10 protein-coding genes and 1 pseudogene are annotated in these 14,488 nt (G+C 66.1%); all 11 read right to left on the reverse strand.

Annotation, left to right across the window (positions count from 1 at the left end; genetic code table 11):
- A pseudogene (locus G4D87_RS40125) lies at window positions 1–178 on the reverse strand (social motility and stimulation tgl protein); the annotation flags it as partial.
- Between the two features lie 32 nt (window positions 179–210).
- A complete protein-coding gene (locus G4D87_RS19985; protein ID WP_205507651.1) occupies window positions 211–900 on the reverse strand; it encodes a hypothetical protein in 690 nt (229 codons plus the stop codon).
- Window positions 901–1,031: 131 nt separating this feature from the next.
- The gene (locus tag G4D87_RS19990; protein ID WP_163783658.1) at window positions 1,032–1,772 is read right to left on the reverse strand and encodes a lytic transglycosylase domain-containing protein; all 741 of its coding nucleotides are present in this window, start codon (window positions 1,770–1,772) and stop codon (window positions 1,032–1,034) included.
- Entirely contained in the window at window positions 1,769–2,119 is a 351-nt protein-coding gene (locus G4D87_RS19995) for a phasin family protein (RefSeq protein WP_163783659.1), read from the reverse strand. Before G4D87_RS19995 ends, G4D87_RS19990 begins: the two co-directional genes overlap by 4 nt.
- Window positions 2,120–2,291: 172 nt before the next feature.
- On the reverse strand, window positions 2,292–2,819 hold the full coding sequence (locus G4D87_RS20000; protein WP_163783660.1) for a GumC domain-containing protein: 528 nt from the start codon (window positions 2,817–2,819) through the stop codon (window positions 2,292–2,294).
- 210 nt (window positions 2,820–3,029) lie between these two features.
- A complete protein-coding gene (rpoC, locus tag G4D87_RS20005; protein WP_163783661.1) occupies window positions 3,030–7,241 on the reverse strand; it encodes a DNA-directed RNA polymerase subunit beta' in 4,212 nt (1,403 codons plus the stop codon).
- A 135-nt stretch (window positions 7,242–7,376) separates the two neighbouring features.
- Complete coding sequence (gene rpoB, locus G4D87_RS20010) at window positions 7,377–11,603, reverse strand: DNA-directed RNA polymerase subunit beta (RefSeq protein WP_163783662.1); 4,227 nt, start codon at window positions 11,601–11,603, stop codon at window positions 7,377–7,379.
- Window positions 11,604–11,780: 177 nt separating this feature from the next.
- Window positions 11,781–12,149 (reverse strand): 50S ribosomal protein L7/L12, encoded by a 369-nt coding sequence (gene rplL, locus G4D87_RS20015; RefSeq protein WP_163783663.1) that lies wholly within the window; start codon window positions 12,147–12,149, stop codon window positions 11,781–11,783.
- Between the two features lie 101 nt (window positions 12,150–12,250).
- Window positions 12,251–12,772 (reverse strand): 50S ribosomal protein L10, encoded by a 522-nt coding sequence (gene rplJ, locus G4D87_RS20020; protein ID WP_163783664.1) that lies wholly within the window; start codon window positions 12,770–12,772, stop codon window positions 12,251–12,253.
- 397 nt (window positions 12,773–13,169) lie between these two features.
- A complete protein-coding gene (gene rplA / locus G4D87_RS20025; protein WP_163783665.1) occupies window positions 13,170–13,883 on the reverse strand; it encodes a 50S ribosomal protein L1 in 714 nt (237 codons plus the stop codon).
- A gap of 36 nt (window positions 13,884–13,919) precedes the next feature.
- Window positions 13,920–14,366, reverse strand: coding sequence for a 50S ribosomal protein L11 (rplK, locus tag G4D87_RS20030; RefSeq protein ID WP_163783666.1), 447 nt, complete (start codon window positions 14,364–14,366; stop codon window positions 13,920–13,922).
- Window positions 14,367–14,488: the final 122 nt, after the last annotated feature.

Genomic DNA, 14,488 nt, shown 5'->3' on the forward strand with positions numbered 1-14,488 from the left:
GGTAGACGAAGACCGCCGCGGTCCCCTGCCCTCCCCGGAGGCCCACGACGAAGGCCTGCGCCGGCCCCGCCTGCTTGCCCGGAATGGCCACGTGCGGCGTGTTGAGGGAGGTGTGCAGCGCCAGGATTTGTTCCCGCGTGGCGGGCAGCCCGCGGTAGCGCTCGTCGAGGTTGAACACGGTTGTCTCCGTTACCCGAAGCCCCGCCCCTGTCAGCGCGTGGTGAGGGTGAACTCCTGCGTCGCATCCTGCGTGTCCGCCGCGGTCTTCTGGAAGCGGAGGAGGGGGTTGTCGATCATCACGTTCCCGCCGCCCTCGTTCCCCTCGCCAATGATGACCCGAAACACGTGGGCAGGCGAACTGCTGCGCGCGTCCCCGGGGTTCCCCTTCCGGGCGATGAACGTCACCTTGTTCGCCCCCGGCCGCAGGTTGCGGGTGATGTCCACCACCACCTGGTCCTCGTTGCCGCGCAGCTTGCGCAGCCACGTGGAGTTGATGAACACGTCGATGTCGTACCCCGTCATCCCCGGCACCGTCTGCTCCGTCACCAGCCAGTAGCGCTGGGTGAGGCGCCCGGGGGCCGTGGGTGCGCCGGGCGCCTGCTGCGCCGCGGGAGGCGTCTTCGCGGCGGGGGCGGCCGCCCCAGAGGGAGCGGTGCCAGGCGCCGGTGCCGACGCCGGGGGAGCCGCGGGCGTCACCGTCGACACCCGGGCCGCGTAGCCCGGCGCGTCGATGTGCACGTTGCCGGCCTCGTCGATGCGGACGGTGGCCTTCTCGAACTTCTGGTTGGTGACGCCGTCAATCTTGACGCCGTTGAGGAAGACGGAGCCGGCGTGAGCCCCGAACGGGGCCAGGGTCAGGGCGGCGGCCAGCGCGGCGCTGGGGAACAGGGGGTTCTTCATGCGGGTCACTCCTGAGAATCTCCAACAGTCCCGGGCACTTGGAAGGCTTAGCGCACCCGGCGGGACGGAACAAGGCGCGCGTGCACCCCCTTGGAGCGTCCCTGTTGCCCGGAGATTCACCCAGGCCCACTTCAGGGCATGGGCTCGGGAGGCACCTCGCGCTGCGCCAGGGCCCAGTCTCCACCCAGCCCGTGGCCCTCACGGAAGCGCCGGAAGTCCCGGCGGACCGCCCGTGGATAGCGCCGGAAGCGCTCCAGCTCGCCCTGCTTGATGGCGTTGCGGATGCGGGTGGGGCCGGCGTTGTAGGCCATCAAGGCCAGGTCCAGGTCCCCGCCGAAGCGCTCCTGCAGCGAGCGCAGGTAACGGATGCCCAGCCGCACGCAGAGCGCGGTGTCCGCCGTCACTTCCTCGCGGGACAGGCGCAGGCCTTCCTTCTCCGCCAGGAAGTGCAGCGTGCTGGGTTTGATCTGCATCAGCCCACGCGCGCCCTTCACGGACACGGCGTCTTCCGTGAAGTCCGACTCCACGTCGATGATGGCCAGGATCAGCAGCGGATCATACGCGAGCCGCCCGGCCTCCTCGGCGATGGCCTGGATGAGCTGCCGGCGCAGCGTCAGGCCCAGGTCCGGGGCACGGCGCGCCAGCACCGCGTCAATGAGCGACGCGTCGGGGGAGATGACCTCCGCCGCCACGACCCCCGGGACGACGGGCTGCACCGGCCGCTCTTCCAGCAGCGGCACCAGTCGCGCGGACACGACGAGCGCCGCGCCCGCGAGCAGCGGGAGCCGGGAACAACCCGAGCTGAAGGCGTGGAGACGTTCGAAGAGCCGCGTACCGAAGGACCTCCCGCCCGAGGGGGCGGGGGCTTTCACTTCCGGTGCTCCAGGGCCTGGATGCGCTCGGCGAGCTTGTCCAGCCGGGTCCCAAAGGCCGCCAGCTCCTCGCGGCGGGGCAGCTTCATCTTCGTCAGGGCCTGGCGCACGCGCTCCTCCACGTTGTGCTCCAAATCCCTGCGGTGGCCCACCAGCCGCTCACTGAACTCCCGGGCCTGGCGCTTCACCTCGTCCTGGCTCCAACCCGCCACCGAGGCCACGCGATGCACCGCCCGCGAGGCTTCTTCCTCGGCCGTGTTCACCGCCAGCAGGGCCTGGCTCCAGAGACGCTCGAACGTCTCCGTCACGGGGTTCTTCTCTCGGGGGGCCTCGGGCTTGTTGTCCATGGGGTCTCTCCGGGAGGTGTACGGGCCGGACGTTCAGGCCCGAACCGGTCGGGGAACGGCCGAAATAAGCACACCCCCGATGTGAAGGGAACGACGGCGATGTGCCTCCCCCTTCCCTTTCGCACTCCGAGAAAGGGAGAGGCCACACTGCCTGTCGGGATTTGACGGAACTTCAGGCGCGCGGCGAGGACGCGGGGCTTCCCGCGGGCTTCGCGCCATTCACCCGGCGCACCGGCTTCAGCAGCGAATCCACCTTGCGGGACAGCTTCGCCAGCTCCTTGTTGAGGTCCTTCAGCTGCGCCTGGCTGGCCACGCCCACGGCCTCGACGACGCGCGTCTGGAGGCCGTCAATGCGCTTGCGCAGCTCGGTGCCCGCGGCGTCCACGCGCCGGCCCAGCTCGGTGCTGGCCTCGTTGGCGCGCTTGCTCAGCTCCTGCACGCGCGGATCCGTCAGCAGCTCACCCGCCTGGAACTTCGTCCACAGCGTCTGGGCCTCCTTGGCGGCCTCCTGACCACGGGACTCCAAGGTCTTCACCACCTTGCCCGCTTCGCCTTCCAGCTCCTCGATGCGCTTCTGCGCCTGAGACAGCTGAGCCTTCAGGAAGCTCTCCACGTTCTGCGCCAGTCCGCTCTTCGCGGCGGCCTCGGAGCTCTCAACTTCGTTCTGCGTCGCCTCGGTCTCGGTCTTCATCGTGGCCATACCGTCCTCCCCTATCCCGGCTTTCGCCGGGCGGTAACCAGGTGCGTCACTGCAACGTCCAACAGCTAACGCAGCGCGCCATGAGCGTCAAGCCAACGACGAGCCCCTAACGCGATTAGCCATGAACAAAGGAAAACCGCCGCCCCGGAGGAAGCTCCGGGAGCGGCGGTTGTCTTCAAGCGAACGCTTTGAGGACGGCTGGCGCGCGGACTAGGCCGCGCCGGTCGTCTGAGTGCCTACCGGGCGGGAAGGCTCGCCCAGGGGGCCGGTGTCGCCGTGAGTGGCGGCCAGGGCGGCCTCCATCTCGTTGACCTCGTCGGTGGGGCTCTCCACCGCGATGTCCAGGTGCTTGTAGTTCGGCAGACCCGTGCCGGCGGGGATGAGCCGGCCCATGATGACGTTCTCCTTGAGGCCGCGCAGGTAGTCCACCTTGCCGTTGATGGCGGCCTCGGTGAGCACCTTGGTGGTCTCCTGGAAGGACGACGCGGAGATGAAGGACTCGGTGGAGAGCGAGGCCTTGGTGATGCCGAGCAGCAGCGGCTCGCCGACGGCGGGACGCTTGCTTTCCGACATGACCTTCTCGTTCTCCTCCTCGAACACCCACTTCTCGACCTGCTCGTCGACCAGGAAGTTGGTGTCGCCCACATCGGTGACGCGCACGCGGCGGAGCATCTGCCGGACGATGGTCTCGATGTGCTTGTCGTTGATCTTCACGCCCTGCAGTCGGTAGACCTCCTGCACTTCGTCCACCAGGTAGCGCGCGAGCTCCTTCTCGCCCAGCACCTTGAGGATGTCGTGCGGGTTGGCCGAGCCGTCCATCATCGCCTCGCCGGCCTTCACGCGGTCGCCGGAGTGGACGCTGATGTTCTTGCCCTTGGAGATGAGGTACTCCTTGGCCAGGTCCGTGCGCTGCTCGCCGTTCACCTCGGGGGTGATGATGAGCTTGCGCTTGCCCTTGGTATCCTTGCCGAACGACACCACGCCGTCGATTTCGGCGATCGCCGCCGCGTCCTTCGGCTTGCGCGCCTCGAAGAGCTCGGCCACGCGGGGCAGACCGCCCGTGATGTCCTTGGTCTTCGTCGTCTCGCGCGGCACCTTGGCGATGACCTCGCCCGGGTGGATTTCATCGCCGTCGTTGACGGTGATGATGGAGCCCTGCGGCAGGAAGTAGCTCGCCGGGTTGCGGGAGCTGGGCAGGTCCTTCACGTTGCCGTTGGCGTCGCGGATGGTGACCCGCGGGCGCGCCTCCGGGTCCTTGGACTCGATGACCGTCTTGCGCGAAAGGCCGGTCACCTCGTCCAGCGCCTCGGACATCGTCACGCCTTCGATGATGTCCTCGTAGCGCACGACACCGCCGACCTCGGTCAGCAGCGGAATCGCGAACGGGTCCCACTCCGCCATGAGGACGCCCGGCTCGATGCGCTGGCCTTCCTTCACGAGGATGCGGGCACCGTAGATGACCTGGTAGCGCTCGCGCTCGCGGCCCGAGTCGTCCACGACGACGATTTCGCCGTTGCGGTTCATGGCCACCAGCGTGCCGTCCGTCTTCTGCACGGTGGTGAGGCCCGCGAACTTCACGCTACCCGCGTAGCGGTTCTCCAGGCTGGACTGCTCCGCGCGCCGCGTCGCCGCACCACCGATGTGGAAGGTGCGCATCGTGAGCTGGGTACCCGGCTCACCGATGGACTGCGCCGCGATGACGCCGACCGCCTCACCCACGGACACCTTGCGGCCGCGGGCCAGGTCACGGCCGTAGCACTCCACGCAGATGCCGCGCTTGGCCTGGCAGGTGAGCACCGAGCGGATCTTCACCTTGTCCATGCCGCTGTTCTCGATGCGGCGGACGCGCTCCTCGTCGATCTCCTCGTTGGCGCGCACCAGCACCTCGCCCGTGACGGGGTCGAGGATGTCATCCAGGGCCACGCGGCCCAGGATGCGCTCGCCGAGCGGCTCGATGATCTCGCCGCCCTCCACCAGGGCGCCGATGAACAGGCCGTCCATGGTGCCGCAGTCGTACTCGTTGATGATGGCGTCCTGCGCCACGTCCACGAGGCGGCGGGTGAGGTAACCGGAGTTGGCCGTCTTGAGCGCCGTGTCCGCCAGACCCTTGCGGGCGCCGTGCGTGGAGATGAAGTACTGCAGCACGGAGAGACCTTCACGGAAGTTGGCCGTGATGGGCGTCTCGATGATTTCGCCGGAGGGCTTCGCCATCAGGCCACGCATACCCGCCAGCTGACGGATCTGCTGGGCGCTACCACGCGCGCCCGAGTCGGCCATGATGTAGATGGGGTTGAAGGACGGCTGCTTGCGCGTCTCGCGCTTGCCGTCGCGGTCCCCGGACGTCTCCTCCTGGGAGATCTGCTGCATCATCTCCTGGGCGACCTTCTCGGTGATCTCCGCCCAGATATCGATGACCTTGTTGTAGCGCTCGCCGTCGGTGATGAGGCCCTCGAGGTACTGGTTCTCGATCTCCGACACTTCCTTGCGCGCGAAGTCCAGGAACTCCTGCTTCTTCGCAGGGATGATCATGTCCTTGAGCGCGATGGAGATGCCGGCGCGGGTGGCGTTGTAGTAGCCCAAGCTGCGCACGCGGTCCGCGAGCAGCACCGTCTCCTTCTCACCCGTGAGGCGGTAGCAGAGGTCGATGAGGCCGCCGAGCGACTTCTTGTCGAGCACCTTGTTGATGGCGTCGAAGCCCACCGCGCGCGGGACGACCTCCCACAGGAGGACGCGGCCGACGGTGGTCTCCTTGCGCTTGCCGTCGATGCGGCAGACGACCTTCGCCTGGAGGTGCACTTCGCCGTGGTCGTACGCGGCGCGAACCTCGTCCGGCGAGGCGAACACGCGGCCCTCGCCGTTGGCGAACTCGCGGGCGCGGGTCATGTAGTAGATGCCGAGCACCATGTCCTGCGTCGGGACGATGATGGGCTTGCCGTTCGCGGGGCTGAGGATGTTGTTCGTCGACATCATCAGCACGCGGGCCTCCATCTGCGCTTCGATGGAGAGCGGCACGTGCACGGCCATCTGGTCGCCGTCGAAGTCGGCGTTGAAGGCGGCGCACACCAGCGGGTGCAGCTGGATGGCCTTGCCTTCAATCAGCACGGGCTCGAAGGCCTGCATGCCCAGACGGTGCAGCGTGGGCGCGCGGTTGAGGAGCACCGGGTGCTCGCGGATGACGTCCTCGAGGATGTCCCAGACCTCGGGACGCTCCTTCTCCACCATCTTCTTCGCGGACTTGATGGTGGTGACGTAACCCTTCTCTTCGAGCTTGTTGTAGATGAACGGCTTGAAGAGCTCGAGCGCCATGATCTTCGGCAGGCCGCACTGGTGCAGGCGCAGCTCGGGGCCCACCACGATGACGGAGCGGCCCGAGTAGTCCACGCGCTTGCCGAGCAGGTTCTGGCGGAACCGGCCCTGCTTGCCCTTGAGCATGTCGGACAGCGACTTCAGCGGGCGCTTGTTGGGGCCCGTGATCGTCTTGCCGCGACGGCCGTTGTCGAACAGCGCGTCCACGGCCTCCTGCAGCATCCGCTTCTCGTTGCGGATGATGATGTCCGGAGCGTTCAGCTCCTGGAGGCGCTTCAGCCGGTTGTTGCGGTTGATGACGCGGCGGTACAGGTCGTTCAGGTCGGAGGTCGCGAAGCGGCCACCATCCAGGGGAACGAGCGGGCGCAGGTCCGGCGGAATCACCGGAATCACGTCCAGCATCATCCACTCCGGCTTGTTGCCGGAGACGCGGAACGCCTCGGCCACCTTCAGGCGCTTGGCGTACTTCTTCCGCTTCGCCTCGCTGGTCGTCTCCCGCATGTCCTTGCGCAGCTCTTCGGACAGCTTCTCGACGTTCAGCGACTTGAGCATCTCCCGGACGGCCTCGCCGCCCATGCCCGTGGTGAAGGAGTCCTCACCGTGCTCCTGGTAGAGCCGGTGCATCTTGTCCTCGCTGATGAGCTCGCCCTTCTGCAGCGGCGTCGCCTTCGGATCGAGGACGATGTAGCTCTCGCAGTAGAGGACCTTCTCCAGCTCCTTCAGCGTGATGTCGAGCAGGTTGCCGATGCGGCTCGGCAGCGACTTGAGGAACCAGATGTGGGCCACCGGCGTGGCCAGGGTGATGTGGCCCAGGCGCTCACGGCGCACCTTGGACTGGATGACCTCCACACCGCACTTCTCGCACACCACGCCGCGGTGCTTCATGCGCTTGTACTTGCCGCAGTTGCACTCGTAGTCCTTCACCGGCCCGAAGATGCGGGCGCAGAAGAGCCCGTCCCGCTCCGGCTTGAAGGTGCGGTAGTTGATGGTCTCCGGCTTCTTCACCTCGCCATGGGACCACTGGCGAATCTTGTCGGGCGACGCCAGCGCAATGCGGATGGCGTTGAACGACAGCGGGTCCTTCGGCTTCTCGAAGAAGTTGAAAATGTCCTTCACGTTGCCTCCGAAATCTCGTTGGGCGCCCCCCTCTTCCAAGGGGGGCCGCCAGCTGATTCGGGCCCCCGCCCCGTTCCGGCCGCGCCCGCCCCTTTCGGGACGGCGGGCGGCCGGTCAGGCGGGCGCTCCGTGCAATCAGGCCTCGGTTCCCGTCTTGCGCTCCTCGCCGTCACCACCGCCGAGGAAGTCGCCTCCGAAGCTGCGCTGCCGCTCCGGTGGGGCGCTCTCCAGCAGCTCCACGTCGAGCGCGAGCGACTGGAGCTCCTTGAGGAGCACGTTGAACGACTCGGGCAGACCGCTCTCCAGGACGTTGTCGCCCTTGACGATGGCCTCGTACATGCGCGTGCGGCCCACCACGTCGTCCGACTTGACGGTGAGGAACTCCTGCAGCGTGTACGCCGCGCCGTAGGCCTCCATCGCCCAGACTTCCATCTCGCCCAGACGCTGACCGCCGAACTGCGCCTTGCCGCCCAGGGGCTGCTGCGTGACGAGCGAGTAGGGCCCGATGGAGCGGGCGTGGATCTTCTCGTCCACCAGGTGGTGCAGCTTCAGCATGTACATGACGCCCACGGTGACGTTCTGGTCGAACGGCTCACCGGTGCGCCCGTCGAAGAGCACCATCTGTCCCGTGCGGGGCAGCTGGCCCTCGTCCAGCAGGGCGTGGATCTCCGTCTCCTCCGCGCCGTCGAAGACGGGCGTGGCGACGTGGATGCCCCGCTTGGAGCGGCGGCACAGCTGCTTGATCTCCTCGTCGTCGAGCTTGTCGAGGAACTCGCCGAACGCCGGGTCGCTGTAGATGACCTTGAGGCGCTCCTTGATGGCGTCCGAGCTCCAGTTGGACTCGACGTAGCGCTGCAGCGCTTCGCCGGTGCCCTTGGCGGCCCAGCCCAGGTGCGTTTCGAGGATCTGCCCGATGTTCATGCGCGAGGGCACGCCCAGCGGGTTGAGGACGATGTCCACCGGACGCCCGTCCTCCAGGTACGGCATGTCCTCCTCGGGGAGGATGCGGGACACGACGCCCTTGTTTCCGTGGCGGCCGGCCATCTTGTCGCCCACGGCCAGCTTGCGCTTGATGGCGACGTACACCTTCACCATCTTGATGACGCCCGGCGGCAGCTCGTCGCCCTTCTTGATGCGGGCGATCTTCTCGCCGAAGGCCAGCTTCACGGCCTCCTTCGTCTCCTCCAGGTGGCGGAGGATGTCGCGCAGGCGCGAGTCCAGCGGATCGCCGACGGAGATCTCACCCCAGTACTTGTAGGGCACCGTGGACAGCAGCTCGTCGTCGAGGATGTCCCCCTTCTTCAGGAGGATCTTCCCCTTGTCGTCCACGAGCTTGCCCTGGACCTCCTTGGTGCGCACCAGGCCGCGGATGCGGCCGAACGCGCTGTCCTGGAGGACCTTGATCTCGTCGTTCTGGTCCTTGAGGAGCTTCGCCTCCTCCATGGACTCGATCTGCTTGGCGCGCTCGTCCTTCTCCACGCCCTTGCGGCTGAACACCTTGGCGTTGATGACGGTGCCCACCACGCCCGGCGGGACACGCAGCGAGCTGTCACGCACGTCGCCGGCCTTCTCACCGAAGATGGCGCGCAGCAGCTTCTCTTCAGGAGACAGCTGCGTCTCGCCCTTCGGGGTGATCTTGCCCACCAGCACGTCGCCGGGCTTCACCTCGGCGCCGATGCGGATGATGCCGCTCTCGTCGAGGTCCTTGAGGGCTTCCTCACCCACGTTCGGGATGTCGCGGGTGATCTCCTCCTTGCCCAGCTTGGTGTCGCGCGCGATGCACTCGAACTCCTCGATGTGGATCGACGTGTAGACGTCGTCCTTGAGGATGCGCTCGCTGATGAGGATGGAGTCCTCGAAGTTGTAGCCCTGCCACGGCATGAACGCGACGACGACGTTCTGCCCCAGCGCCAGCTCGCCCGTCTCGGTGGCCGGGCCGTCCGCGATGACGTCACCCTTCTTCACCCGGTCGCCCTTGCTGATGATGGGCTTCTGGTTGAGGCAGGTGTTCTGGTTGGAGCGCTGGTACTTGAGCAGGTTGTAGATGTCGACCTCGCTCGTGACGTCGCTCAGCGAGGCCGGCACGTCCGCCTTCACCACGATGCGGCCGGCGTCCACGCTCTCCACGATGCCGTCGCGCCGGGCCACGCAGGTGACGCCGGAGTCGCGGGCGACAATGGACTCGATACCCGTGCCCACCAGCGGCGCCGCGGTACGCAGCAGCGGAACGGCCTGGCGCTGCATGTTGGAGCCCATGAGCGCGCGGTTGGCGTCGTCGTTCTCCAGGAACGGGATGAGCGACGCGGCCACCGACACCAACTGCTTCGGGGACACGTCCATCAGGTCCACGTCCTCGGCGCGAGCCTGGACGAACTCACCACCGCGGCGGCTGGACACCAGCGCGTTGGCGAACTTGCCCTTCTTGTCCGTCTCCGCGTTCGCCTGGGCGATGGTGTGCTTCTCCTCCTCGAGCGCGGAGTAGAAGGCCACGTCCGTCGTCACCACGCCGCCCTCGACCTTGCGGTACGGCGTCTCCACGAAGCCGAACTCGTTGACGCGCGCGTAGGTGGACAGCGACGCGATGAGGCCGATGTTCGGACCTTCCGGCGTCTCGATGGGGCAGATGCGGCCGTAGTGCGTCGGGTGCACGTCGCGCACCTCGAAGCCCGCGCGCTCGCGGGTCAGGCCGCCGGGCCCGAGCGCCGACAGGCGCCGCTTGTGGGTGACCTCCGACAGGGGGTTCGTCTGGTCCATGAACTGCGACAGCTGGCTGGACCCGAAGAACTCCTTGATGACCGCCGTGACGGGCTTGGCGTTGATGAGGTCGTGCGGCATGAGCGTCTCGATCTCCTGGAGGCTCATGCGCTCCTTGATCGCCCGCTCCATGCGCACCAGGCCGATGCGGTACTGGTTCTCCAGCAGCTCGCCCACCGCGCGGACGCGGCGGTTGCCCAGGTGGTCGATGTCGTCGATGGTCCCCTTGCCGTTCTTCAGATCGATCAGGTAGCGGATCACCTCGAGGATGTCCCGCTTGGTGAGGATCTGCCCGTCGAGCGGCTCCTCGAGGCCGAACTTGAAGTTCAGCTTGAGGCGGCCGACCTTGGAGAGGTCGTAGCGCTCCGGGTTGAAGAACAGGTTGGTGAACAGGTTGATGGCCGTCTCCGGCGTCGGCGGATCGCCAGGGCGCAGGCGGCGGTAGATCTCCATGATGGACTGCTCGGGGGTCTCGAGCTTGTCCAGCATCAACGTCTCACGCAGGTACGGGCCCACGTTGAGGTTGTCGATGAAGAGGACCTTGAACTCCTTGATGCCGTGCTTGAGGAGCTCGTCCACCTTCTCCTGGGTGACCTCCTCGTTGCACTCGAGGAGCACCACGCCGTTGGTCTCTTCGACGACGTCGTAGGCGGACACCTTCGTGAAGAGCTCGTCCGCATCGATCGGGAGCGTCTTCATCTTCGCCGCTTCGAGCTTCTTGATGGCGGCGCGGGTGAACTTACGGTTCTTCTTGACGATCAGCTCGCCCGTCTTCGTCTTGATGTCGCGCGTCGCGCGCTGACCGGGCAGCAGCTCGAGCTCGACGCTCTTCTCGAACTCCTCCGCGCTGTGGAGGTAGATCGTCTCCGTCGCGTAGTAGTAGTTGAGGATCTCCTCGGTGGAGCCCTTGAACTCCAGCGGGTTCTTCTTCGCGGTGTCCGGGACGGCGCCGAGCGCGCGGATGAGCACCGTGGCCGGCAGCTTGCGGCGGCGGTCGATGCGCACGTACAGCAGGTCCTTGTGGTCGAACTCGAAGTCGATCCACGAACCGCGGTAGGGAATGATGCGGGCGTTGTAGAGCAGCTTGCCAGACGAGTGGCTCTTGCCCTTGTCATGGTCGAAGAAGGCGCCCGGGCTGCGATGCAGCTGGCTGACGACGACGCGCTCGGTACCGTTGATGATGAAGGTACCGTTCTGGGTCATCAGCGGGATTTCGCCGAAATAGACCTCCTGCTCCTTCACGTCACGGATGGACTGGGCGCCGGTCTCCTCGTCCTTGTCCCACACGACCAGGCGCACGACGACCTTGATGGGCGCCGAATACGTCATGCCACGCTGGTGGCACTCATCCACGTCGTACTTCGGGCGCTCCAGGTGGTAGCTCACGAACTCCAGCGAGGAGGTCTCGTTGAAGTCGCGGATGGGGAACACCGACTTGAAGACGCCCTGAAGACCGAGGTCCTCGCGCTTGTCGGCGGCAATGTCCGCCTGGAGGAACTTCTCGTAGGACTGCTTCTGGATGTTGATAAGATTGGGAATGTCGATGATCTTCGCGATCTTCGCGAAGGTCTTCCGCACGCGGAAATTGTTCTGGATCTGCGTCGGCATTCTGGCTCCGGGGACTACTGCTCGGGCGGGCAAACTTCAGTAACGCGCGGCGGCGCCGGGAAATTTGCAACGGTCAAATGGGCAAAGCCGGCGCCCCCACTCAGGGAGCGCCGGCCTGCACATCCGGTCAGGAGGCTGCCCGAAATTTCCCGGAAAACCGGGCAACCCCTGTAGAAATTACTTGACTTCGACGGTGGCGCCAGCCGCGGTGAGCTGGTCCTTGATCTTCTTGGCGTCGTCCTTGTTGACGCCTTCCTTGACGTTCTTCGGAGCGCCCTCGACCAGGTCCTTGGCCTCCTTCAGGCCCAGGCCGGTGATCGCGCGGATCTCCTTGATGACGTTGATCTTGTTGGCGCCGGCGTTGGCCAGCACCACCGTGAACTCCGTCTGCTCCTCGACAGGAGCGGCGGCGGCGGCCGGGCCCGCGGCAACGGCCACGGCGGCGGCGGAGACGCCCCACTTGCTCTCGAGCTGCTTCACGAGCTCGGCCGCCTCGAGGACGGTCAGGGACGAGAGCTGGTCAACAATCGTGTTCAGGTCAGCCATTGAAATGTGTCCTTCTGGTTTCGACTAACGGCCAACTCCCCTTTGGAGAGTTTCGGCCGGAGAGGTTGCGGTAGAAAAACTTCTCGAACAGATGAGGGAAACTACCCCTGCGCCTTGTCCGCGTGGGCCTGGACGACTCGGGCGAGCTGCGAACCCGGAGCCGCGATGGTCCGAACCAGCTTGCTCGCGGGCTGGCTGATGACGCCCAGCAGCTGCGCGCGAAGCTCGGGCAGACCCGGCAGCTTCGCCAGGGCCTTCACGCCGGCAACGTCGACCTTGCGGCCTTCGACGACGGCAGTGCGGATCTTGATCTTGTCCTCGAGGTCCTTCGTGAACTCGACCAGGATCTTCGCGGGAGCCACCACGTCGCCGTAGCTGATGCACAGGGCCACGGGGCCCGTGAAGTCATCAGCGATGACCGACACGGACGTGCCCTGCGCGGCACGGCGCGCCAGCGTGTTCTTGATGACCTTGTACTCGACATTGCCCTCGCGGAACTTCTTGCGGAGCTTGGTCACCGTCTCCACGTCCACCTTGGTGAACTCAGCAACGACGGCGGAGGTCGTCCTCGAGAACTTCTCGTGGAGCTCCTTGATCATCTCTTCCTTCTCGCTCTTCAGCACTTTGACTCACCTCCTTACTGGGCCCGCCTTTTCAGGACGGGCGTGATGCCTGGGCCAAAGTGGCAGAGCGAGAGGAGCCTCCGAGAGGCACCACACCGCACCTCCAGTCTCGGCAGGGCTGACCTTGCGGTCGTTTGAACCCGGGGTCGAAGATGCCGTCCGACCGGTTGCCCGGCTGCCAACGGAACATGCATCCTCTCCACCCAGGTCCCTGCTGTCATGAACCAGGTGTCGGGGCGCCGCGCCTCACGACGTGGCGTCCCAATTGCAAAAGCCGGGGGCCTATACCCCCGGCTTCAGCAAAGATCCAGAACTTTCGAACCTGTGACGTCAGACAGGTGACAGCCCCGACTCAAAGCCAGGGCTACGCCCCCTTGTCCAGGCGGCCAGGCGGCGATTAGCCGTGGCGCGCCTTGACCTCCGTGGTGTCGAGCTTGATGCCCGGCCCCATGGAGGACGAGATGGCGATACCCTGGAGGTACACGCCCTTCGCGGCGGCCGGCTTCAGCTTCATCACCAGGTCCACCAGCGCGTTGAAGTTGGCCTCGAGCTTCTCCACTTCGAAGGAGCACTTGCCCAGCTTCGCGTGGACGATACCGGCCTTCTCGGCGCGGAAGTCGACCTTACCGCCCTTGGCGTCACGAATGGCCTTCGCGACATCCATGGTCACCGTGCCGACCTTCGGGTTCGGCATCAGGCCGCGGGGACCGAGCACCTTACCGAGGCGGCCGACGACACCCATCATGTCCGGGGTGGCGATGACGGTGTCGAAGTCGAGGAAGCCTTCCTCGATGCGCTTCTGGAGGTCCTCGGCGCCGACCACGTCCGCGCCGGCGTTGGCCGCGTCGGTGGCCTTCTCACCCTTGGCGAACACGGCCACGCGCACGGTGGCGCCGGTGCCGTGCGGGAGCACCACGGCGCCACGGACCATCTGGTCCGCGTGCTTCGGGTCCACGCCCAGGTTGATGGAGACGTCGACCGTCTGGTCGTACTTGGTGGCGCGAGCCTCCACCGTCTTCTTCAGGAGCTGAAAGCCCTCGCCGATGGCGTAGCGCTTATCGCGGTCAACCAGAGCGGTGGCCGCACGGAACTTCTTCCCAGTCTTAGCCATGACAGAAATCCTTGTCGTGAGTGGGTGCGCGGCGGCCTAGCCGACGACGTCGATGCCCATGGAGCGTGCGGTGCCGGCAATGGTGTTCATGCAGGCCTCGAGCGACGCGGCGGTGGTGTCCTGGATCTTCTTCTTCGCGATATCCTCGAGCTGAGCGCGGGTGATCTGCCCGACCTTCTCCTTGCCCGGCTTCTTCGCGCCCGAACCCTTCTTCTTCTCCGTGTGGAGACCCGCGGCCTTCTTGATGAGGACGGCGGCGGGAGGGGTCTTCAGGATGAAGGTGAAGGAGCGGTCCGCATACACGGTGATGACCACCGGGATGATGAGCGCTTCCTTGGCCTCCGCCTGGGTCTTCGCGTTGAACTGCTTGCAGAACTCCATGATGTTCACGCCCTGCTGACCGAGCGCGGGGCCGATCGGCGGAGCGGGGTTCGCCTTGCCGGCGGGAATCTGCAGCTTGACCTGACCTGTGATCTTCTTCATCGAACGACAACTGCCTTTCGAGTGGGTGGTGCGAGCGGGCTACCAGACGGGGAAGCCCTCCCACCCATGAGTCCGGCCCCGATACGGGGACCGGAAATGCGAACGCCGCGCACCCCATACAG

This window comes from Myxococcus vastator (assembly GCF_010894475.1).
GTDB lineage: Bacteria > Myxococcota > Myxococcia > Myxococcales > Myxococcaceae > Myxococcus > Myxococcus vastator.